Below are 21,529 nucleotides of genomic sequence, written 5' to 3'. Positions count from 1 at the left end.
CGCTAAAAAGCGTGCAACGAGACTTCATCTCCGAGCGTTCGGCGCGAGAATATGCCCGAGGCAACGTCACCGGCCAACGACGGTTCCCGAAGTCAATTTGTCTGCGTTGAAAATGGATAAACGCGATCCTGCGAGACGTTCTCCGGATCGGCCCGGTTCCCGCCGCGCCGCGGATTACGGCGTCTCTTGGCTCGATTTGGCCGTCGCCATCGGGTTGATGGCGATCGTGGTCACGTCGGTCGTCTGGGTGACGGTACGCATCATCCGGCCCGCGCCGCCGAGCACGCTGACGATCTCCGCCGGCCCGGAACACAGCCGCTTCTGGGTCGCGGCGCAACAGTACAAAACGATTCTCGCGCGCAACGGCGTGACGCTGCGCGTACTCGCGTCCTCCGGCACGCTCGACAACCTCACGCGACTCGCCGATCCCGCCAGTCACGTCGATCTCGGATTCGTGCAGAGCGGCCTCACGCGCGTCTCCGACGTCCTCGCGCCCAACACGGTCCATGCCGGTCTGATGTCGCTCGGCACCGTCAGCAATTGGCCGCTCTTCGTGTTCTATCGCGGGCCGACGCTCACGCGGCTCTCGCAATTCGCGGGCAAGCGGCTCGCCATCGGCCGCGAAGGAAGCGGCACGCGGCAGATCGTGCTCTTGCTGTTGAGGGCGAACGGCGTCGAATCCGACGACAACGCGCGCATGCTGCCGATCGAAGGCGAGGACGCCGTGAACGCGTTGCTGGCGGGCACGATCGACGCGGCTTTCCTGCGGGCGGATTCCGCGCGTCCCGCGCTCATGCAGAAAATGATCCGCAGTGCCGACATCCGCCTCTTCGACTTCACGCAAGCGAAGGCCTACACGCGCACCTTTCCTTTCCTGAGCCAGTTCGAAGTGCCGATGGGCGCGTTCGATCTGGCCGACAACCTGCCTCCCGAACCGACGGCCACCATCGAGACGACCATCGAACTGGTCGCGCGCGATACGCTGCATCCGGCGCTGTCGGATCTGATCATCGAGGCGGCCGGCGAGGTTCACGGCGGCGCGAGTCTGCTGCAGGAAGCCGGCGAATATCCCCGGCCGGTCGCGCACGATTTCCCGCTGAGCCCGGATGCCGCGCGTTACTACAAGTCCGGCAAGAGCTTCGTGTACAGGACGATGCCGTTCTGGCTCGCGAGTTTGGCGGATCGCCTCATCGTGCTGGTCGTGCCGATTGTCGTGATCCTCATACCGGCGCTGCGATTCGTGCCGCCGCTGTACGCGTGGCGCGTCAAATCGCGTTTCTATCGGCGCTATGGCGAACTGATCGCGCTCGAACGCGGCGTATTCGACGATCCTTCCGAACTCAATTTCGTCAGGTTCGCGACGAAGCTCGACGGCATCGAAAGAGATCTCAACAAGCTGCGAATGCCACTCGCGTACAGCGATTCCTTCTACGCGTTGCGCGAACACATCGGCTATGTGCGCGCGCAGGTCGAAGCGCTGCGACGCGCAAGCGACGTCTGACAACGCCCGGCGCTACAGCCGCTTTTCATCGACCGCGAGCCGATACTGCTCCATCTTGCGATACAGCGTGCTGCGCGACACGCCGAGCGCGCGCGCGGCCTGCGCCATGTTGCCCTGCGCATGCCGCAGCGCCCGCGCGATGGCGAAGCGCTCGGTTTCCTCCAGACTGCCCGCGCCCGGCGTCGTGCCCGACATCACCTTGTCGCGCAAGGTCGGGGACTCGTCGAGCACTTCCGCCGGCAACTCGACCAGTGCAACGCGCTCCTCGTTGGAAGTCAGCAGCAGGTTCTCCACCACGTTGCGCAACTCGCGGACATTGCCGGGCCACGAATAGGCGCGCAGCACCTCCATCACGATGTCCGGAAACTGCCGCACGGGCACGCCGTGGCGCAGCGCGAGCGAGCGGTTGAAATGATCGATCAGCAGATCGACGTCGCCGTCGCGCTCGCGCACGCCGGGAATGCGAATCCGCGTGACGCCGACGCGATAGTAAAGGTCCGCGCGAAAACGTCCGCACTCGACTTCTTCGCGCAAGTTGCGGTTCGTCATCGCCAGCAGGCGCACGTCCACGCGCCGCGCCTGCGTATCGCCAAGCCGATAGATCACGCCTTCTTCAAGCACGCGCAGCAACACCGGCTGAAGCTCCAGCGGCAATTCGCCGATCTCGTCGAGACACAGCGTTCCGCCGTGCGCCAGCTCGAATCGCCCCGGCCGGCCTTCCGCCGTCGCGCCCGTATAAGCGCCGCGCACGTGGCCGAAGAGTTCCGCGCCGATCAGCTCCTTCGACGCCGCCCCGCAGTTGTAGGCGACGAACGGACCTTCGTCGGATTCCTCGCCGTGAATCGCGCGCGCGAACAGTTCCTTGCCGACGCCCGTCTCGCCTTCGATCAGCACCGGCACGCGCCGGCGGGCAAGCTGCCGTCCGCGCTCGATGGCGCGCTGCATCGCCGCGCTCTGGCAGATGATTTGCCCGAAGCGGTTGCGTTGCGGGTCCGCCTCGCCGCGCGGCTGCACTTGCGGTCCGACGCGGCGCGCGCCGCCCGCGAGACGCGAGGCATTGGACAGGCCCGAAGGCTGAGGCACGATCAGCATCGCGCCGATCGCCTCGCCGTCCGCGACGACCGGGTTGAACCACTCCGGCCGCAAACCCTGCGGAAGATGATTGGCCCAGTCCTCCACCGGAAAATGCTCGCTCATGCCGGGAAAGCGCTCGCCCGGACTGACCGGCAACGCGATGCGCGCCGTCGTGTGCACGAGCCTGCCATGACGATCGATGGCGATCAGCCCCGCCGCATCCGTCGATGACAACCTTTGCAGGCAGAACGCGAGGAGCCGCATGTGCTCGCGGGCCACCTGCTCCGCAAGCACCATTTCGATCTGGCGCGCGGCGGTGACGGCCAGCGTGAGATTGTTGATCTGATAGGTCGAGGGCGGCCCCGAAATGTCGAGCACGCCGAGCACCGCGCCGGTTCCCGGCTCGCAGATCGGCGCGGCGGCGCAACTCCAAGCCTTGATGCCCTCGCAGAAGTGCTCGGAGCCGTGCACGTAAGTCGGCTGACCCGTGGCGAGCGCCGTGCCGATTCCGTTGGTCCCGGCGGACGCCTCGCGCCAGTCGCCGCCCGTCATCAGGTGGATTTTTTCTCCGGCATCGAGCGTGCGCAGATCGCCGGCGGCCTTGAGGATCACGCCGTCCGCGTTGGTGAGCAGGAGGATCGAGTAGGAATCGGCGAAGAGGTCGGCGGTGGCCGTGAAGAGCCGGTCCGACGCCGCGAGCAGTTCCCGGTGCCGCCAGCGCAGCGTGTTGATCGCGTCGCCATGCACGGCGAATGGCGCCGCGCCCGAGGTCGGATTAACGCCCGATTGCAGACTTCGCTTCCATGATGCGATCAGTTCGGTCGGCGCGGCCGTGCTGATCTCGCCTGCGAGAAAACGCTCCCAGGCGAGCATGGTGCTGCTGTCGGAGTGATCGGCGGCGCCCGCGTCGGGCCGCGTCCACCCGGCGACATAGGGGTCGCCCGCGCGACCGCCACCAGCCGGCATACCGATGAGGCGCCTCGTCATGTGTCTCCTCCGTGCGAGGTGGGAGCGCAGCCCGCTCTTCGGCGGACCTCGGCGCGACTCACGAGGACGTGCTGCATGGGGATTCGCCGTTCGGCCCGGTTCAATCCGTTCGGCCCGGCGATTGCGCAGCACAGTCTGCCGAGTATAGACCTAGCGCGTCTCTCATCCTCTCGGGGAAAACGCCCCCGTTTACGGGCCGCTCCCTTGTCGCAACGCAGCAGCGCCGTGACGGCAACGGAGCTTTCCGGTTACTTGCGTCCCAGCAATTCCGCGCCCGCTCCGAGCGCCGGGCCGGCAGTGGGATCGGTCATGTCGGGCTTCTTGGCGATCAGCGTTTGCGTCGTGAGGATCAGCGCGGCGACGGAGGCCGCATTGCGCACGGCGCTGTAGCTCACCTTCACGGGATCGATGATGCCGCGCGCGACCAGATCCGCGATTTCGCCGGTGCGCGCGTCGAGCCCGACCGCGCGATCCGCCTTCGCCACCTGCGCGACGATCGACGCGCCGTCCAGTCCGCAGTTCGACGCGATTGTGAACAGCGGCTTTTCCAGCGCCCGCTTGAGCAGAACAGCGCCGAGTTGCGCCGCGCCCCGGCTGCGTCCGATCAACCCGTCGAGTTCCGCCGATGCGCGCAACAGCGCCGTGCCGCCGCCCGGCACCACGCCCTCGGCGATCGCCGCGCGCGCCGCGTTGATCGAATCCTCGATCAGATGAAGCCGGCGCTTCTGCTCCACGGGCGTCGCGCCGCCCGCGAGAATCATCGCGGTGCCGCCCGACAGCTTCGCGAGACGCACTTCGAACTTGTCGCGCTCGACGTTTTCCGGCGCCATTTCGTACTGCCGCGCGACCTGCTGGCGTCGCGCGGATACGGCGGCGGGATCGCCTCCCCCGGCCGTGATGATCGTCTGGTTGGACGATATGCGCACCTGCCGCGCGCTGCCGAGGTCGCGCATTTCGACGGCGTCGAGCCGGCCGCCGAGATCGCGCGCGATGACCCGCCCGCCGGTAACGATGGCGATGTCTTCGAGCATCGCGCGCCGCCAGTGGCCGTATTCGGGCGGATGAATCGCCGCGACGCCGAAGCCGCCATTGTCGCGGTTCGCGAGCAGCGTGACGACGCACGCGGGCGCGACCTCTTCCGCGATGATGAGCAACGCGCGCTTGTGTTCGTTCGCGAGCGCGAGAATCGTCGTCACGTCGTCCTGGCTTTGCAGGCGCTGGTCCGTCATCAGGATGAGCGGATTCTCCAGCACGACCTGCATGCGTTCGATGTCCGTCACCATGTGATGCGAAAGATAGCCGCGGTCGAAGGCCATGCCCTCCACCACTTCTAGACGCGTCTCGACGGTCGAGCCGTACTCGACATCGACGATGCCGTCCGCGCCCACGCGTTCCAGCGCCTGCGCGACCAGACCGCCCGTGAATTCGTCGTTGGCCGCGACCACGGCGACCGAGCGCACTTCCTCCGGTCCCGAAAGCGGCGTGGCCGAACGCCTGAGCACATCGATCACTTCGTTCACCGCGGCTTCGAGGCCCTGCACGAGTTCCACCGGATTCGCGCCGTCCGCGAGACATTCGAGCCCTTGCTGCACGAGCGCATCGGCGAGAACAGTGGCCGTGGTCGTGCCGTCTCCGGCCACGTCGTTGGTCTGCTTCGACACTTCCCGCACGACCTGCGCGCCGATATTCTCGAACGGGTCTTCCAGCTCGATCTCGCTCGCGATGCTCACGCCGTCGCGCGAGATGATAGGCGAGCCGATCGGCCGGTCGATGATCGCGTTCATGCCCTTCGGCCCGAGCGTTCCGCGCACCGCCCGCGCGAGCTTGCCCACGCCCCGGCCAAGCGCCGCGCGCGCTTCTTCGTCATGCAACATGATGTTCGGCATCGTGTGCTCCTGTCTCCGGTTTATGTTCGTTCACGCCTGTTTGCACTGCACCGTCGATGCATCGCGCATGCGCGGGTAGAAGCGCACCGGTTTCTCTTCGAGCGCGTGCGCGCCTTCGTCATAGCGCGCCGCGAGCAGGCCGCGGCACAACGCGCTGTTGAATTCGGCATTGACGCCCACGCGCCGCGACTCGCGCAGATATGCGCCGAGCGTCGCGGGATCGAGCGCCACGCCGCGTGTGTCGACGAATGCGGGTTGCATTTCGTCCACTGCGCTCCCGCATACATGACGACGCTCCATGTAACGCGCGACCAGACGCGCACGTTCGGGCTCGCCGGCAAGCGAGGCAAGTGACGCAAGCTCACCGATCGTCAGCCGGACGAGCGCATCCGCCTCGTGCCCGCTCGCGAGCAGATGCGCGAGCAGCGCCTCCTGTCTGCGCTGGAACGCCTTGACGAGAAACGTCTGACGCACGGCGTCGAGATCGTCGTTCGCCGCATCGCCGAATGCCTGCCGGAACGACAGGTTCTCCGCCATGCCGCGATTGATCTCGTTCGCGTACATGTGCTCGCCGAGCGTGACGCCGATGCGCGTGACCCACGGCAAACCCGCGATCGCCGCGCGCATGTCCGCCGCCATCAGATACGCGAAGTTGGCGGCGCACCAGTACGTCGGAAGTCGAAAGGCGACTGTCACGCCGCCGTCGGCATCGACCTCGACGGACGTGACGAAGTTAAGCTCCGTCACCGACTCGTCGAGTTCCGGATCGATGACGGATGCGAGCCGCTCCCATACTTGCGCCGCGCGTGCGCTCGCGGCGCTCATGCGTGCGCCACCGCGGCAGCCGGCGTTTCTTCGAGCAGCTTCTTCTGCGCCTCGATATCGATGCCATAGAGACGCGCCGCATTCAGCCCGAGAATTTTCTTCTTCGTCTCCAGCGACAGTTTCACGCCCGTTTCCTTGCTGACCGATTCCGGCAGTTCGAAGGCCATGAACTTTTCGATGAGCCACTTGGGCGACCAGATCGCGTAGTCGCTGCCGTAGAGAATGCGGTCTTCGCCGATCCAGAACAGCAGCTCCGAAATCACATGCGCGAAATATTCCGGCCGCGTGTGGATGAACGGCAGCACGACGGCGAGGCCGCCATAGACGTTCGTCTCCTGCGTGGCGATCCAGCAGAAATCGTCCAGACGAGGCAAGCCGCAATGCTCGACGATGAAGTTCAGGTTCTGAAAGCTCGTCGCCACGTCGTCGATATCGGCGACATCGAAGGCATCGCGATTGAGCGGCAGAATCGTCGGCCCCTTGTGGACGTGAATGTTCTTGATGCCCAGTTTCTCGCAGCGTTCGAGGAACCGGTACGCGCCCGGATCGGACAGCTTGTAGCCTTTGCTGTCGCCGCGCCATTCGGCCGTGTATAGCTTCACGCCCTGAATCTTGTATAGCTGCGATAGCTCGTCGAGACGTTCGAGTCCGGCCTCGCCATCACGCGGATCGAACGCGCCATTCACGATAAAGCGGTTCGGATACTTCTTCTTCACCACGTAATTCGCTTCAGTGGTGTTGAAGCCGTTCTTATAGAAGTCGGTCAGGTAGGTCGGCTGGCAGATCGCCATGTCGTCATAGCCTTTGACGAAGAGATCTTCGTACATGACCTCTTCGCCGTACTGGTCGAACTTCTCCTTCGGCCACAGGTATTCCTGCGGGCTCAGGTTCTTGTGATACGCATAGAAGCAGTCGATGAACTGCTGACCGTGCACGTTCTTCACGTTCGCCTTGCTGCCGTCCCATAGATGAACGTGCCCGTCGATGATGAAAATATCCTCGCCGTCCTGGGTTCTGAACATGTTGGTGTCTCCGTGGGGTTGTCGCTCGCGGGCGCACCCGCGAGTGTTTTCATTCGTAGGCCATTGCGTCTTCCATGTTGCCGAACAGCACGACGGTATCGTCGTCGATCATCACCATGCGGCCGTAATGAGTCGAGGTCGATATTTCAAACAGATGAGGCGTCATCTCGCGGCCCAGCACGTCGCTGATTTCGCCCATCTTGAACTCGATCTTTCCCTGTCCGTCGATGCGGATCATCGCGGGCAGATAAGTCACCGTGATGCCCGGCTTGGTCGCCATGAGCTCGGCGATCGCGCGCGCCTCGACGCTGTCGTTCATCGTGACGCCGCACTGATGCGAGATGGTCTGGTCGAAGCGAAGATCCTTTATCGACTTGAAGATGTTGTCGGTATGCACTGACATGAGCTGCTCCTGTTCGCGGTGGATTCAGACGGTCATCGGGATTCAGGCCTCGATCGCGAGCGAAAACGGAATGCCGATTTCCTTCGCGATCAGTTGCGCACGTTCGACCGAACTGCTCAGCGCCTCGTTGAACTGCGCCGCCTTCGCGTGCGGAATGGACCAGATCGGCTGGAGATGCTTCGCCGCGTCGGCCGCGAGCGCGCCATGCTTGTCGAGCCATGCGCTGAAGAGCGCGCGGTTCGCGTCGCCATGCGCGGGATCGTTCGCGAGCATGTGAAACAACTCGACCGCGTTGGCGAGGTTGCGCTCGTAGTCGCCTTCGGCGGCGGACACCACGGTGGGCGTCACGAAGTCGTTCTGCGCGGCGGCGACCTGCATGATGAAGCCGCTGCGGAACAGGTCGCCCACGAGCGGTTCGAACACCGCGTTCACCGCGAAATACTTTTCGAGGTAATCGGTCGCGCCGCCGATGGTTTCGATCGCGAGGCGCGTGCCCTGCCAGAGCGGATCGTTCAACCAGTGCTGCTTGCCCGAGTCGAGGTCGAAGCCCGGCAGATCCAAAGCAATCTCGCCGAGATACAGCGTGAGGTCCTGAGCGAAGCGCAGCTTGTACGAGGCGTTGGTCAGGATCGCGCTGTTGATCATCTGCGTGTAGCCGTAGCGCTGCGCGTGCATGGTCGCGGTGCCGAGGCCGAACTCGGCGTGCTTGTATGCGCCGAGATGTTGTTCGAGCACCTTCACCCAGGTCTTGTCGAAACGCTTGACCGCGCCCGAGCGCCGCGCATTGCCGATCGCATTCGTAATCATCCCGACGATAGTCGATTGCCGCTGATAGTGCGTGCGCTCCCACTCTTCATCGACCGCGCGGAACTTGTGCCAGTCCGAGCATTTCGCGGCGGTCCACGTTTCGGAATAGGTCGGCGTGCCGTCGGCGAATTGCAGAATCCAGTCCTGAATCAGATAGCGCTTCGGGTCCGGCTGCACGTCGACGGTCATGTCCTCGTAATGGCTTGCCTTGCGTCCTTTCGGTTCGAAATAGTTGTACTTGCGGCTGTCCCAGCCCGCGAACTGCGCCGCGCCCGCAGCGCCCGACTTAAGCGGCGATGACTGCTCCGTCGACGTACTCATGTCATGTCTCCTTGGCTACGCTTGATGCTCCGATTTGGGGATATCAGGGCGACGGGCCATCATCGGACCGCCTGCGTGAACTTGTCGAAATACAGCCGTTCCGGTTCCACGCCGGCCATTTGCAGCACCGGAATCACGGCGTCGATCATCGCCGTGGGACCGCACGTGTAGGCGTCGATATCGCCCGAGAGCGCATCGTCGCGCAACACGCGGCCCACGACTTCGTGGATGAAGCCCGCCTCGCCCGTCCAGTCGTCGCCGGGTTCGGCATTCGAGAGCGCCGGAATGAAGCGGAAGTCCGGCAGCTTGTCCGCGAGGTCCGCGAACTCGTCGAGATAGAACAGATCGCGGCGGGTGCGCGCGCCGTAGAAGAAACGCACGGGCCGCGCTTCGCCGCTTGCGACGTGATCCTGCAGAATCGACCACAGCGGCGACATGCCCGAGCCGCCGCCCACCAGCACCATCGGGCCGGGCTGATCCTCGCGTCTAAAACACGTGCCGTATGGACCTTTCGCGATCATCCGGTCGCCGGGCTTGAGGCCTTCGTCGAGCCTCGATGAGAACGCGCCGTTCGGATACTTCTTGATGATGAAGCTCAAGCGCCGTTCGCCATCGGGCGGATTGGCCATCGAGAAAGAGCGCGTGATGCCGGCGGACGGAATCGTCAGATCGACATACTGGCCCGCCCAGAAACGCAACGGCCGGCTTAAGTGCACTTCGAGCAGACGGATGTCGTGCGTGAGCGCGGTGATGCTCGTGACGGTCGCGTCGTATTCGGCGACGGGTATCGAGCGGCGCATCAGGTCTTCGTCGTAGTTGAGCAACTCGACGATGAGATCGCTATAAGCCAGCGTCCTGCACAGCAACACGTGACCCGACTCTTTCTCGTAGTCGGGCAGCGCGAAGGTCGAGTACTTCTTCATCTCGACATCGCCTTCGACGAGCAGCGACTTGCAACTGCTGCACTGCCCTTCCTTGCATCCGTGCATGACGGCGATACCTTGCCGGAACGCCGCCTCCAGCACGGTTTCGCCTTCCGCGACGGACATCTCGACGCCGACCGGCTCGAAGCGGACCGTGTGCATCGCGGGCTCATCGCCGGCTTTCTGCGAAACGCTCATACGCTCCTCCATCGTGTCGCGCCCCGGCGCGTTCAAACGCGCCGGATCGCTGGCCCGCTTCAGTTCACCGGATTGATCTTGAAGCCCGCGCGATACTCCGCGATGTGCTTCTCGCGCTGCTCCGGCGTCATCTCGCGTATCAGCACGATCGGACTCTGGATCGTGTGGCCGCGCACGTCGTCGAGCGTCCACATGTCGCGGTTGTCGAAGCGCAGATGTGGCTGAGGCACGAGCGTCTTGCCGTCGCTGCGCACGAAGCCGAGATCCTTGATGCAATCGGCGAGATCCCAGCCGTGATAGACCTCTTCCCATTCGCGACGTCCGCTGAAGCGGCCCATCGCGGGCGTCGGGCGGCCTTCGTATTCCGATGCGAACGCCACCTTGTGCGTCCAGCGGCACAGTTCCGAGCAATACGTATAGAGCTTGCCTTCGACTTCATCGACGCAGAAGTCCTCGCGAATCAGGCACGGCACGAGGCAACTCCAGCAACGATGCGGATAGACGTAGCCGTTCTCCTGATCGAACAGCATGTTGGTCTGTCCAGGTGTGCTCTTCTTCGCGTACCACTTCCAGTAGTCGCCGAATTCCGCATACCAGCCCGGATACTTGTGCTCGAACCACTCGAAGTCCTTCTCCGTCTGCGCCTCGATGCGCCAGAAGTTCACCGGCCAGCCGACCGAGAAGAACTGCGCGACCTTATGCACATAGTTCTTCTTGACGAGGCGATCCCACGCGGCGGCCACATCGTCGTGATGAATCTTGATGCCGTACTTTTCGAGCGGCAGCATGTAGGTGCGGTAATAGTCCTCGTAGATCCACCTGTGCCACAACTCCGCATACGACTCTTTCTTCTTGTCGCGGTCCGTCGTGCCATATTCGATGAACGTGCCGATAGCCGCATCGACAATCGCGTGGTTCTGCCAGAACGCGTAACGCAGATCGCGTTCGAGCAGCAGATGATTGTCGGGATCGTTGATGACCGACATCATCAGCGAGTGGCCGTTGCCGATGTGACGGCTTTCGTCCGACTGCACGGAGAGAAACACGGTCGGCAACGCATAGTCGCCGTTGCGCGCGGCCTCCGAGGGCATCGCGACGAACAGCGTGTTGGTGAAGGCCGTTTCCGCGACCACTTGCAGGAACACGTTGGCGGCCGTCACGGCGTCGCCGGTCAGGAAGCCTTCCGCGAACTGACGGCCGATGGTCGTTGCATAGCACTTGCCGAACGCGGCCTCGGTAATATCGAAGCCCGCCGGATCGATGTAGTTCTCCATGTACCACTTCTTCAGATTCATCTGGATCGTCGAGTGACGGAACTCGTCGACCATCTGCATCGTGAAGCCGGTGCGCAGTTCTTCTCCGGGCGCGAGACGGCCGAGCATCGCCATCGAGCGCGCGGCCGAGATTTCCGGGAACGGAATGATCGCGAGGAACAGCTTCATCCACTCGACCCAGCGCGGCTCGACATTGCGGAACATGTCGCCACGCAGCGCCGCGTCGAGCGCGCCGTAGACGCGGTTGTCCTTCTCCTCCTGCATCGGGAAATACGAGCGCAGCACCTGCTTCATCGGATCGCGCGGCGCCTTGCTGATCTTGTAATCGGTCGGGAAGGTCATCGCTTCCTGAACGTAACTGGGTGTCCAGCCGAGATCGGCGACGCGTTTTGCCGCCTCGCCGATACTGATGCCTCGCTGGGACGTGATCTTGTTGAGCGTTAATGCTTCTGACATCGAGCTCTCCTTGTCCGGTTACAGGGGAACCGGCGGCTCGGGCCGCGGGTCCTGGATCACCATCGATTGCGCCGTTTGCATCGGCACGGCCCCGTTAAGAGCGACAAGCGTGCCATCCGCGAGCGGGCCGTGTTTCATCAAGGCGCGGCGCGCTTCTGTCGTGGAACGCGACGCCCGCGCTTCTTCCGGTGTCCCGAATTGCGACATCGCTCAATGCTCGACGATGATCTTGCCCGCGCTCGCCGTCGCGGCGTCCGCCACCGGCTGACCCTGCGCGATGAAGCGCGCGGCGAGTATCAGCGCGCCCATCGCGAAGTCGCGGCCATGCGCGGCGATCATGTCGTCGGACAGCGCGCCGAGCCGTTCGAAAAACTGTTCCTTCGAGGGTGCATCGGTCGTCATCTCCATCTCCCTTGGCGGATTTGAATGCGGGCTATTGCGAACCTGCGATGCGGAACAACGCGTGCGGCAAATACACGAGCGCGATCTCGCCGGCTTCGGTGCCGTAGGCGAGGCGTCCGCCGTCGGGCGCCCACGCGAGCGCGGATACCGGCGCGCCGCCGTTGGCCCTGACGAACAGCACGTCGGCGCCGCCGGGCTGACACAGCAGCACCGCGCCGCTGTGATAGCCGAGCGCGATCAGCGACAACGACGGATGACACGCGACGAGGCTCACCGGCGCGCTGCCCGCGACGCCGCATTCGCGCGGACGGTCTTGCGCGCCGGGCGGATCGAAGCGCCAGCACACCGCGCGCGGTCCGCCGTTCGTGACGAGCACGCGGCCGTCCGCTGCGAACGACAGCGAGCCGGGCTGCAGCGGATAGCCGCCGAGTTCGATGTCGTCGCCGTCGGGCAAGCGCCAGCCGTGCAGCGCGTTGCCTTCCATGCCGCTCACGAGGTATCGGCCATCGGGACTCCAGGCGAGCGCGCGCGGCAAGCCGGGGCACGCGAGCAACCGCGACGTGGCGGCGCGCGTGTCCCACAGCGTGACGCCGCCGGCATGGGCGATAGCGAGTTGCTGGCCGGACGGCGAGAACATCAGCGCGGTCGATGAAGCCGGCAGCGTCAGTTCGTTTTCCATCGCGCCGATCAGACGCACGAGCCGGCCGCTCGCATAGGCGCGCAGGCCCGCGCGCGACGTGGCGACGTGATCGATCCATCGTCCGGGCGCGGTGGCGAGCACGCGCGCGTTGCCTTCGATGTCCACCTGCACGAGCCGGCCGTCGTCGCCCGCGCTCAGGAAGCCGCCATCGGGATCGGCGGCGAGGCCGAGGCTCACGCCGTCGTGCACGGGAAAGCGCGCCAGCGGCGGCGGCGGCGCGGTGGCCTTGATCAGTTCGACGCCGCGTGTCTCGTGCGGCTTGAGTCGCGGACCGCCTTCCCATTTGCCGGGCGCGAGCACCAGCGTGCCGTCGCCGAGCGTCAGTCCCGCGTGGCTGCCATCGGCATTCCACGTCGCGGCCGTCACGCACGCCTCGGCCGTCCAGCTCGCGCCGAGCAACTCGACGAGCGGCGTGGGCGCGTTCACGCGTCGGCCTCGCAATGTCTGACGCTTGCGCGAAGCGCGTGCCCGTCGAGGCTTCTGCCGATGAACACGAGCCGGCTATCGCGCGTCTCGTCGCGTTCCCACGGACGATCGAAAGCTGTGTCGATGCTCATGTGGACGCCATGAAAAACGAGCCTACGCTCCGAGCCCGCGATATCGACGATGCCCTTCATGCGCAGCAGATCCTGTCCCTGTTCGGCGACGAGTTGCGCGAGCCACGACAGAAAGCGCGTGCGCTCCAGCGGCCGTCGAACCTGCACCGACACGCACTGGATGCCGTGAGTGTGCTGAGCCGCGCTCACGAGTTCATGCGGCGAAGCGTGCACACGCCGATACGTCGGTCCCGATGTGCCTTGATCCTCGCGCGGTGCGGGCAGTGTGAGGCGCTTCGCATCGAACGCGCCGCGCCCGAACAGCGTCGCGATGGGCACGTCGCAGCGCTCGGTGCGCGTCAGCTCGGCGAGCGGATTGATCGCGCGAATCGCCGCTTCGACGCGCGCGATGCACGCTTGGTCGGCGAGATCGGTCTTGTTGAGGAGAATCGCGTCCGCCTGCGCGATCTGCGCGGCGGCCTCGCGGCTCGCGGCGAGGCTCGTCGAGAGATGGCGCGCATCGGCCACGCAGATCACGCTGTCGATCTCGGTGCGCTGACGAATCGCATCGTCGACGATGAAGGTCTGAACGACGGGCGCCGGATCGGCGAGACCGGACATCTCGATCAGAATGCCGTCGAAACCGTCCTTGCGCCGCATGAGTCCGGAGACCACGCGAATCAGGTCGCCGCGAACCTTGCAGCAGATGCAGCCGTTGTTCAGCTCGACGACTTCGTCCTCCGCGCCGACGACGAGCGCGCCGTCGATGCCCAGTTCGCCGTACTCGTTGACGATGACCGCATAGCGCAGCCCGTGCCGCTCGCGCAGAACGCGATTGAGCAGCGTGGTCTTGCCCGCGCCGAGAAAGCCCGTCAGCACCGTCACGGGAATGCGCGTCATCGCGGATCGCGGTCGCGCGCCGTGCGCGTCGCCGCCTCCACGTTCGCCAGCGCCGCCTCCAGCCGCGCGCGCTCTTCCTCCAGCGCGCTCAAGCACCGGTCCGCTTCCCAAAGCCGATCGCGCAGCATCTCGATGCGCAACAACTGCTGCGACGTGCGCGCCTCGGGCCGGCTCGCGGCCAGCGCGCTTTCGAGTTCGATCTCGACGCCCGCGAAGCGGCTCTTGCCCCGCAGATGCTCCGAATTGATCCGCGTGAGTTCGATCACGAGCCGGACGCGCTCCGAGATGGGCGTGGGGTGGCCCTGCGCGGTCATGGCGTTCTCCGCTGAAAGACTGCCGTGGCCGGCCTCGTGTGTCGCGAGGCCGGCCGGTCGTTACGGAATGAGGACCGCGCGTCCCTTTATCTTGCCGTGATGCAGATCGCGGAGCGCCTGATTCGCATCGCTCAGGCGATACTCGCGCGTCGCCAGATGCACGAGTCCGCGATCGGCCAGCGCCATCAGTTCGACCAGTTCGGGATACGTGCCGACCAGATTGCCGACGATGGTCTTTTCGCTCGTGATCATGTCGATGGTCGGAATCTCGATCTTCCCGCCATAGCCGACGATGTAATAGAAGCCCGCGTTGCGCGTCATCGCGAGACCCTGCGCGATTGCATTGCCCTCGCCGACGAAATCGATCACGGCTTCGGCGCCGTTGCCGTGCGTGAGTTCGAGCACACGCTCGACGGCGTCGTCGCCGCCCTGCACCGTGTGATGCGCGCCGCATTCCTTCGCGAGCGCAAGCGCGGTCTCCGATCGATCGACGACGATGACCTCCGCCGCGCACAACGCGTTCAGTACCTGAATGCCGATATGGCCGAGACCGCCCGCGCCGATCACGACGGCGAACTGCCCCGGCAATAGATGGCGCGACGCCTTCTTCGCGGCGCGATACGCGGTGAGGCCCGCGTCGGTGTAAGGCGCGACGTCCTTGGGCGCGAGCGTGGACGGCAGCCGGATCAGCGAGCGTTCGCCGGTCGCGAGATATTCCGCATAGCCGCCGTTCGCGTTGATGCCGGGAAAGCGGCTCTCGGTGGCGTGCATGTCGTCGCCGCGACGGCACGCGAGGCAGTGGCCGCTCGTGACGAGCGGATGACAGATCACCGGATCGCCCACCTTGACGCTTTCGACGCCGCGTCCGACGGCCTCGACCCAGCCGGCGTTCTCGTGACCCATGATGTAGGGCAGCGCGATATCCACCTTGCTGCGCCAGATCCCCTCGACGATATGCAGATCGGTCCGGCACACGCCCGCGCCGCCAATGCGGACGATCACATCGTCGGGGCGCGAGATCTCGGGTGTCAGGACGTCTTGATAGCGGACGAACTCGTCGCGGGACAACGTTTCGTCGTACTCATGCAGCACGGCAGCCTTCACGTTATGTCTCCTTGGTCGTTATCGTCGAGGCGATGAATTACGTCGCCTGGCGCGCGATGCGCCGGGATAAGAGCAAGGACTACGCCAATCGAGAGCCGCGCGAGACAGCGCGTGAGTCGGTGTGATGGTGCGGGAACGGCTTTGCGCCGATGGACGCACTCGGCGGGAAGGTCTGTCGCAAAATCGGACACCCTGCCGAGTCCTGTCCTATGACGGTGTCGCAACTTGCGACATGCGCGCGTCGCGCTTGCAACGATCAGTAATCGAAGCGAAATCGATCGTTGCAGCGCACAACGTCTAAAGGCCCACGCAGACACTCATGCACGGGCCGTCGTCTTCAGCAAACGTTATTGGCCAGCCGCCGGCGACACTACGCTCGGCGTCGCCAGCGTGTTGTTGCTCGGCGGCGCGGGGGTGTCGGACTTCGTGGCATTGCTGCTAGGCAAGCCCGAATTCGGCTTGGCCATGCCGCTTTGCGAGTTCGTGGTGCCCGGCGTGCCGTAGCCGCCCGTCGCACCGTTTACCTGATTCGCTGGACTGGCGGTGCTGCCGGTGGAACCGCCGCCGTTCGCGCCTCCGGCCGCCTGCGCGTAAGCGCCGCCCGACAATGCCACAGCGGCGACAGCCGCGATTAATGTGCCGATTGCCTTATTCATGATCTGTCCCTCCTTGATCGGACTGAAATTAGGACACAGACGTTTTCGTCTGCCCGATCATGAGAGGCGCAATGACCGTGCCGCGTCCAGACGCGTGAAATTCCGACCGCGTTTCACAGCGCTTTCGAACGCCATACGATTCGCGCATTGATAAGGTATGCGATTCAATCTCCGCGACATCAAGACGACTTCGGCCATCTATAGCCGAGCACCGAATCGACGGGATAGGCCAACTCGCGAACCTCGTCCAGCTGGTTCCCGCCGAAGAGATAAACCGACTCGGCGTCGTGGCGAAGATAGAACCCGACATGCCCTTTCCAGCTCGCGGGATCGTCGCGAGTCAGAACGGCGACGCAGCCGTAGGCCGGACTTTCGAGCGCGATGCCCCAGTCGAGCCACGACCGCGCCAATGCCGATCCCGTGCCGCGAACTCCGACGCTCGCGAGGCACCAGTTGATGAACGAGGAGCACCACGAAATCTTGTCGTCATAGCCGACGAGATCGGTCTCGTCGTTGTATTCCACGATGCGTGGATTCGTCTCGCCGACCGGAAAACGTCTGATGCCGCGTTCGGCGATTGCCGCCGGCATCCAGGCGGGTGCGGCGGCGCTATCGCTTGTAAACAAGGTCATTCGCTTTGGACGCTCGATTATGGAGTCCGCGAAATTATCGCCGATTCGAGCGCGTCTATTTCAAGCCCCCGACGATACGTTGCATCTCGTCTTCGCCGAACGCGCGCATCGTCGTCGAGCGGACGTTGCCGAGGCCGCCGAGCGCGAGGCCGAGGCGGGTCGCGGTTTCATCGTCGGGCGAATCGAACGAGACGACCAGATCGTAGGTGCCGAGTGTCCAGTGCATCGTGCCGATGGTCGCGCCCATCGCCTTGCTGGTCTCGCGGAATGCGCGTGCACGATTGACCGTGTCCTTCGCGGTGCGCACGCCCTGATCGGTCCAGTTGAGCAGCATGATGTAGGTAGCCATGGTGTCCTCATCAAGTGAAAGTGAAGCGGCCGCACGCATGCATGCCGCGCCGCCGTCCGCGTTGGACGAACGACGCGTTCACGGCGCGCGCCGCGTTTTCTATGCGTGCATAAAGAGGCAGAGAGGAAGGACGACAAGGCGGCAATCGCGCATGGAAACGAGCGCTTGCGCTTGAACAGGCCGCGGATGAATATCGCCCGGATTCGCGTTGCGCGCCGCGTCGGGCGCTTTGCAAGTGCCACGCATTTTCGGGTTGACTGCCTGCAAAAGTATAGGCGACGCCGGACGTTAACAAGGCGCTTTCAGCGCCAGATCACATCGGCTTCGAAAACAAAAAAGCCCCGTCGAAAATACCAACGGGGCTCATCGGCTTCGACTACGAAACGCACTTACTTGCAGTGACGTTCCCAGTGATGATGCACGTGGACCTTGTGGCAGACCGGTGCGTGATGATGCGAGTTAGCGAAAGCCGGAGCGACGGAAAAAAATGCCATACCAGCGGCAAACACGGCAATAACAGCCTTTTTCATAGGAGGATTCGTTATCTTAAAAATGGAGAGATCGGATGCTAACAGCGCGAGCTTACGGAGACCTTCACGCGAAGTACGCTGAAGCGTCATCGCTTCGCGTTGAGTCTTCGCCACAGCGTCGTCTTGCTGATGCCAAGCGCCTTGCAGACGGCATCCCTATCCCCGCCGAACGCGGCGAGCGACGCACGAACCTGATCGGCTTCCACCGAACGGCTCAGGTCGCGAAGAGACAGATCCGCGCTGGCTTCCGGCTCGACGTCGAACAGTTCGGGCGCGATCGCTTCGAGTTCGTCCAGCGTCAGCGCGACGGGCGCATCTTTATCGGATAGCTCCACGCCGATGCGCTCGACGATGTTCTGCAACTCGCGAACATTGCCGGGCCACGGATACCGGCGCAGCGCCGGTTCCAGCGGCGCGAGCACGCGCGCCGCCGCCTCTCGGTCGGCCACGCGCGAAGCCAGCGCCTTGTCGCGTCTCGTGGCCTGCATGAGCAGCGCCGTCGCGAGCGGCAGGACATCGCTCTCTCGCGCGCGCAACGGCGGCAACGCGACGCTCAAAATATTGATGCGATAAAAAAGATCGGCGCGAAACGAGCCGTCGTCGACACCCTCCGCGAGCGTGCGATGCGTCGCCGCGATCACGCGAATATCGACGCGCGTCGGCTCCGTCGATCCGAGGCGTATCACTTCCCGCTCCTGCAGCACGCGCAACAGGCGGCTTTGCAGCGACGGCGGCATCTCGCCGATTTCATCGAGAAACAGCGTTCCGCGATGCGCCGCCTCGATCAACCCGGCCTTGCCGCCCTTGCGCGCGCCGGTGAACGCGCCTTCCTCGTAGCCGAAGAGTTCGCTTTCCAGCAGCGCTTCGGGAAAGGCGCCGCAGTTCATCGCGACGAACGGAAAGTCCTTGCGGCGGCTCAGGCGATGCATGCTTTGCGCGACCATTTCCTTGCCCGTGCCGCTTTCGCCGAGGATCAACACCGTCGCGTCGGATTTCGCGTAACGGCGCACGAGCGAGCGCACGCGCTCGATCGATTCCGACTCGCCGACGACATCCTCCAGCCGATAGCGCGCGACGAATTCCTGCGCGCCCTTGCGCGAGCGCAAGGTCCGGTCGAGCCGCTCGACCGCACGCGATTCCTGAAACGTGAAGATCGTGCCGCCCGATGCGCCGTCGCTCGCGAGCGGTCCGCGATGGATCGCGTAGCTCACGCCGCGCAGCGCGCCGAACACGTCGCCGTCGGCGGCGGGCAGGACGCCATCGAGTTCGGGAGCGACATCGAGCAGCGCCTGGCCGACCGCGCGCGATGCGTCCGCGATGCCGAGCGCGGCGGCCAGCCGGCGATTGATCGCTTCGATGCGGCCGAGCGCATCGACGGCGACGACGCCATCGCGAAGATGCTGCAGAAGATTGTCGAGACGATTGCGCCGCGCGACTTCCCGGCGCATCGCCTGGGCGACTTCGAGCGCGGTCTCGAACGCGGCGACGACCGACGCGCGCGAATACAGAAACACCGCGCTCATGCCCGCTTCGGCCGCGAGATCGGCGACGAGGCCGGGACCGACCACGACATCGACGCCGCGATCGCGCAGATCCAGCACGAGGTTTTCGGCGTCCTGCGCCGAGCGATACGACTCGCAGATCACGTCGATGCCGTATGCCGCGAGGAACCGGCGTATCTCCGCGGGCGTGTCGCCGTGCGTGACGAGCGCGACGCTTGCGCCCTCGCGCCGCGCCTTCGTGAGCGCGTGCATCACGTCGAAACCCGTCGGGCTGATGACGACGACTGGCACCGACACGCGGCTCTTCAGATAAGCGCCATTGGAGCCGCCCGCCACGACGACATCGGGCCGGCCGTCGCGCGCGGATTCGATGCTGTTCGCGGCGTCCTCGAAGCCGAGCGACACGACGTCGAGTTCGGCGCGCCCGGCGTACGCGTCGGCGAGGTCGATGAACAAATCTCTGAGCCGGCTGATGCCGACCGCCCAGATGCGCGGACGGGACGCTGTTTCGGTTTGCATGATGGTCGATGCGCAAGGACATGGCGGAGAGAAATCCAGTATGCAGCACGGATTTCAGCTTCGAAACGGGAAATTTCACTCGTGAAAAGCGTCGTCATCGAGGCGGTTGGAAAAATCTCTAAAAATCAATCGCTTATGAAAATCGCGGACGCTGGCAAGGTAGTTGCTTTTAAAGGCGGACTTTTTCAGGAGACAACCGTGAGTTCCGAAATCCACTCCGCACAGACCGCCGGCGCGCGGTTCCGCCAGGCCGTCCGGGAGGAATCCCCGCTGCAGGTCGTCGGCGCGATCACCGCGTATGCCGCGAAGATGGCCGAAGCCGTCGGTTTCAAGGCGCTCTATCTGTCCGGCGGCGGCGTGGCCGCGAATTCGCTCGGCATGCCCGACCTCGGCATCAGCACGATGGAAGACGTGCTGATCGACGCGCGCCGCATCACCGACGCGTCCTCGCTGCCGCTGATGGTCGATATCGACACCGGCTGGGGCGGCGCCTTCAACATCGCGCGCACGGTCCGCTCGTTCATCAAGGCGGGCGTCGCCGCCGTGCATATCGAGGATCAGGTCGGGCAGAAGCGCTGCGGACATCGGCCGGGCAAGGAAGTCGTGCCGAAGGGCGAGATGGTCGATCGCGTGAAGGCCGCCGTCGACGCGCGCACCGACGACTCGTTCGTCATCATGGCGCGCACCGACGCGGCCGCCGCCGAAGGCATCGACGCGGCGATCGAGCGCGCCATCGCGTATGTCGAAGCGGGCGCCGACATGATCTTCCCCGAAGCGATGAAGTCGCTCGACGACTATCGCCGCTTCAAGGCCGCCGTGCGCGTGCCGATCCTCGCGAATCTGACCGAGTTCGGCTCGACGCCCTTGTTCACCGTCGATGAGCTGAAGGACGCGAACGTCGATATCGCGCTGTACTGCTGCGGCGCGTATCGTGCGATGAACGCGGCCGCGCTCAACTTCTACGAAACCGTGAAGCGCGACGGCACGCAAAAGGCCGCCGTCGAAACGATGCAGACGCGCGCCGATCTGTACAAATACCTCGGCTATCACGCCTACGAGGACAAACTCGATCAGCTTTTTGCGGCAAAGAAATAACTTTTGAAGGAGACGAATCGATGAGCGAAGCAGACAACAACACCGCAACCGGCGCATTCAAGCCGAAGAAATCCGTCGCGCTGTCGGGCGTGACGGCTGGCAATACCGCGCTGTGCACGGTCGGCAAGACGGGCAACGATTTGCACTATCGCGGCTACGACATTCTCGATGTCGCCACGACTTCCGAGTTCGAAGAAATCGCGCACTTGCTCGTGCATGGCAAGCTGCCGAATGCCGCCGAACTCAAAGCGTACAAGACGAAGCTGAAGGCGTTGCGCGGACTGCCCGCGAACCTGAAGGCCGCGCTCGAATGGATTCCGGCCTCCGCGCATCCGATGGACGTGATGCGCACCGGCGTCTCCGTGCTCGGCACGATCCTGCCGGAGAAGGAAGACCACAACGTGCCGGGCGCGAAAGATATCGCCGACAAATTGATGGCCTCGTTCGGCTCGATGCTGCTGTACTGGTATCACTATTCGCACAATGGCCGCCGTATCGAAGTCGAAACCGATGACGATTCCATCGGCGGGCACTTCCTGCATTTGCTGCATGGCGTCGCGCCGTCGAAAGCGTGGGTCGATGCGATGCACATCTCGCTCAATCTCTACGCCGA

20 protein-coding genes are annotated in these 21,529 nt (G+C 64.3%); 3 read left to right on the top strand and 17 right to left on the bottom strand.

Features of this window, described 5'->3' with window-relative positions; translation table 11 throughout:
* Positions 1–196 precede the first annotated feature (196 nt).
* Positions 197–1,501, top strand: a complete 1,305-nt coding sequence (locus AWB82_RS27995) for a TAXI family TRAP transporter solute-binding subunit (protein ID WP_327345632.1) — start codon at positions 197–199, stop codon at positions 1,499–1,501.
* Between the two features lie 12 nt (positions 1,502–1,513).
* On the opposite strand, the gene AWB82_RS27990 is transcribed toward AWB82_RS27995, so the two are convergent.
* The 17 genes from AWB82_RS27990 to prpR form a co-directional block, all read right to left on the bottom strand.
* Positions 1,514–3,562 (bottom strand): sigma-54-dependent Fis family transcriptional regulator, encoded by a 2,049-nt coding sequence (locus AWB82_RS27990; protein ID WP_086972578.1) that lies wholly within the window; start codon positions 3,560–3,562, stop codon positions 1,514–1,516.
* Positions 3,563–3,810: 248 nt separating this feature from the next.
* Positions 3,811–5,448, bottom strand: coding sequence for a molecular chaperone GroEL (gene groEL / locus AWB82_RS27985; protein ID WP_086972577.1), 1,638 nt, complete (start codon positions 5,446–5,448; stop codon positions 3,811–3,813).
* 30 nt (positions 5,449–5,478) lie between these two features.
* The gene (locus AWB82_RS27980; protein ID WP_086972576.1) at positions 5,479–6,273 is read right to left on the bottom strand and encodes a metal-sulfur cluster assembly factor; all 795 of its coding nucleotides are present in this window, start codon (positions 6,271–6,273) and stop codon (positions 5,479–5,481) included.
* Positions 6,270–7,295 (bottom strand): amidohydrolase family protein, encoded by a 1,026-nt coding sequence (locus AWB82_RS27975; protein ID WP_086972575.1) that lies wholly within the window; start codon positions 7,293–7,295, stop codon positions 6,270–6,272. Before AWB82_RS27975 ends, AWB82_RS27980 begins: the two co-directional genes overlap by 4 nt.
* 49 nt (positions 7,296–7,344) lie before the next feature.
* Positions 7,345–7,698 (bottom strand): MmoB/DmpM family protein, encoded by a 354-nt coding sequence (locus tag AWB82_RS27970; protein WP_086972574.1) that lies wholly within the window; start codon positions 7,696–7,698, stop codon positions 7,345–7,347.
* 42 nt (positions 7,699–7,740) lie between these two features.
* Positions 7,741–8,826 (bottom strand): aromatic/alkene monooxygenase hydroxylase subunit beta, encoded by a 1,086-nt coding sequence (locus AWB82_RS27965; protein ID WP_086972573.1) that lies wholly within the window; start codon positions 8,824–8,826, stop codon positions 7,741–7,743.
* 59 nt (positions 8,827–8,885) lie between these two features.
* The gene (locus AWB82_RS27960; RefSeq protein ID WP_086972572.1) at positions 8,886–9,947 is read right to left on the bottom strand and encodes an NADH:ubiquinone reductase (Na(+)-transporting) subunit F; all 1,062 of its coding nucleotides are present in this window, start codon (positions 9,945–9,947) and stop codon (positions 8,886–8,888) included.
* 59 nt (positions 9,948–10,006) lie between these two features.
* A complete protein-coding gene (locus tag AWB82_RS27955; RefSeq protein WP_086972571.1) occupies positions 10,007–11,677 on the bottom strand; it encodes an aromatic/alkene/methane monooxygenase hydroxylase/oxygenase subunit alpha in 1,671 nt (556 codons plus the stop codon).
* Between the two features lie 210 nt (positions 11,678–11,887).
* Positions 11,888–12,079, bottom strand: a complete 192-nt coding sequence (locus AWB82_RS27945; protein WP_086972612.1) for a hypothetical protein — start codon at positions 12,077–12,079, stop codon at positions 11,888–11,890.
* 31 nt (positions 12,080–12,110) lie between these two features.
* The gene (locus AWB82_RS27940; protein WP_086972569.1) at positions 12,111–13,205 is read right to left on the bottom strand and encodes a WD40 repeat domain-containing protein; all 1,095 of its coding nucleotides are present in this window, start codon (positions 13,203–13,205) and stop codon (positions 12,111–12,113) included.
* The gene (locus tag AWB82_RS27935) at positions 13,202–14,215 is read right to left on the bottom strand and encodes a CobW family GTP-binding protein (RefSeq protein WP_086972568.1); all 1,014 of its coding nucleotides are present in this window, start codon (positions 14,213–14,215) and stop codon (positions 13,202–13,204) included. Before AWB82_RS27935 ends, AWB82_RS27940 begins: the two co-directional genes overlap by 4 nt.
* Complete coding sequence (locus AWB82_RS27930) at positions 14,212–14,529, bottom strand: hypothetical protein (RefSeq protein ID WP_086972567.1); 318 nt, start codon at positions 14,527–14,529, stop codon at positions 14,212–14,214. Before AWB82_RS27930 ends, AWB82_RS27935 begins: the two co-directional genes overlap by 4 nt.
* 60 nt (positions 14,530–14,589) lie before the next feature.
* Positions 14,590–15,633, bottom strand: coding sequence for an NAD(P)-dependent alcohol dehydrogenase (locus AWB82_RS27925; protein WP_086972566.1), 1,044 nt, complete (start codon positions 15,631–15,633; stop codon positions 14,590–14,592).
* Positions 15,634–15,980: 347 nt separating this feature from the next.
* Positions 15,981–16,289, bottom strand: coding sequence for a hypothetical protein (locus AWB82_RS27920; RefSeq protein WP_086972565.1), 309 nt, complete (start codon positions 16,287–16,289; stop codon positions 15,981–15,983).
* A 179-nt stretch (positions 16,290–16,468) separates the two neighbouring features.
* A complete protein-coding gene (locus AWB82_RS27915) occupies positions 16,469–16,921 on the bottom strand; it encodes a TIGR02594 family protein (RefSeq protein WP_086972564.1) in 453 nt (150 codons plus the stop codon).
* Between the two features lie 55 nt (positions 16,922–16,976).
* On the bottom strand, positions 16,977–17,270 hold the full coding sequence (locus AWB82_RS27910) for a GYD domain-containing protein (protein WP_086972563.1): 294 nt from the start codon (positions 17,268–17,270) through the stop codon (positions 16,977–16,979).
* A 616-nt stretch (positions 17,271–17,886) separates the two neighbouring features.
* Positions 17,887–19,821, bottom strand: a complete 1,935-nt coding sequence (prpR, locus tag AWB82_RS27900) for a propionate catabolism operon regulatory protein PrpR (RefSeq protein ID WP_086972561.1) — start codon at positions 19,819–19,821, stop codon at positions 17,887–17,889.
* A gap of 198 nt (positions 19,822–20,019) precedes the next feature.
* Between prpR and prpB the strand changes: the two genes are divergently transcribed.
* On the top strand, positions 20,020–20,916 hold the full coding sequence (gene prpB / locus AWB82_RS27895; RefSeq protein ID WP_086972611.1) for a methylisocitrate lyase: 897 nt from the start codon (positions 20,020–20,022) through the stop codon (positions 20,914–20,916).
* 20 nt (positions 20,917–20,936) lie between these two features.
* Positions 20,937–21,529 (top strand): citrate/2-methylcitrate synthase (locus AWB82_RS27890; RefSeq protein WP_327345625.1); only part of this gene is annotated, 593 nt, incomplete at its 3' end.

This window comes from Caballeronia glebae (assembly GCF_001545035.1).
In the GTDB taxonomy this organism is placed as follows: domain Bacteria; phylum Pseudomonadota; class Gammaproteobacteria; order Burkholderiales; family Burkholderiaceae; genus Caballeronia; species Caballeronia glebae.
This window is presented reverse-complemented; position numbering and strand designations above follow the sequence as displayed.

Excerpts from the sequence above, each read along its gene's own strand:
- AWB82_RS27990 (WP_086972578.1), bottom strand. The coding sequence starts at position 3,562 with ATGACGAGGCGCCTCATCGGTATGCCGGCTGGTGGCGGTCGCGCGGGC.
- groEL (WP_086972577.1), bottom strand. The coding sequence starts at position 5,448 with ATGCCGAACATCATGTTGCATGACGAAGAAGCGCGCGCGGCGCTTGGC.
- AWB82_RS27980 (WP_086972576.1), bottom strand. The coding sequence starts at position 6,273 with ATGAGCGCCGCGAGCGCACGCGCGGCGCAAGTATGGGAGCGGCTCGCA.
- AWB82_RS27975 (WP_086972575.1), bottom strand. The coding sequence starts at position 7,295 with ATGTTCAGAACCCAGGACGGCGAGGATATTTTCATCATCGACGGGCAC.
- AWB82_RS27970 (WP_086972574.1), bottom strand. The coding sequence starts at position 7,698 with ATGTCAGTGCATACCGACAACATCTTCAAGTCGATAAAGGATCTTCGC.
- AWB82_RS27965 (WP_086972573.1), bottom strand. The coding sequence starts at position 8,826 with ATGAGTACGTCGACGGAGCAGTCATCGCCGCTTAAGTCGGGCGCTGCG.
- AWB82_RS27960 (WP_086972572.1), bottom strand. The coding sequence starts at position 9,947 with ATGAGCGTTTCGCAGAAAGCCGGCGATGAGCCCGCGATGCACACGGTC.
- AWB82_RS27955 (WP_086972571.1), bottom strand. The coding sequence starts at position 11,677 with ATGTCAGAAGCATTAACGCTCAACAAGATCACGTCCCAGCGAGGCATC.
- AWB82_RS27945 (WP_086972612.1), bottom strand. The coding sequence starts at position 12,079 with ATGACGACCGATGCACCCTCGAAGGAACAGTTTTTCGAACGGCTCGGC.
- AWB82_RS27935 (WP_086972568.1), bottom strand. The coding sequence starts at position 14,215 with ATGACGCGCATTCCCGTGACGGTGCTGACGGGCTTTCTCGGCGCGGGC.
- AWB82_RS27930 (WP_086972567.1), bottom strand. The coding sequence starts at position 14,529 with ATGACCGCGCAGGGCCACCCCACGCCCATCTCGGAGCGCGTCCGGCTC.
- AWB82_RS27920 (WP_086972565.1), bottom strand. The coding sequence starts at position 16,289 with ATGAATAAGGCAATCGGCACATTAATCGCGGCTGTCGCCGCTGTGGCA.
- AWB82_RS27915 (WP_086972564.1), bottom strand. The coding sequence starts at position 16,921 with ATGACCTTGTTTACAAGCGATAGCGCCGCCGCACCCGCCTGGATGCCG.
- AWB82_RS27910 (WP_086972563.1), bottom strand. The coding sequence starts at position 17,270 with ATGGCTACCTACATCATGCTGCTCAACTGGACCGATCAGGGCGTGCGC.
- prpR (WP_086972561.1), bottom strand. The coding sequence starts at position 19,821 with ATGCAAACCGAAACAGCGTCCCGTCCGCGCATCTGGGCGGTCGGCATC.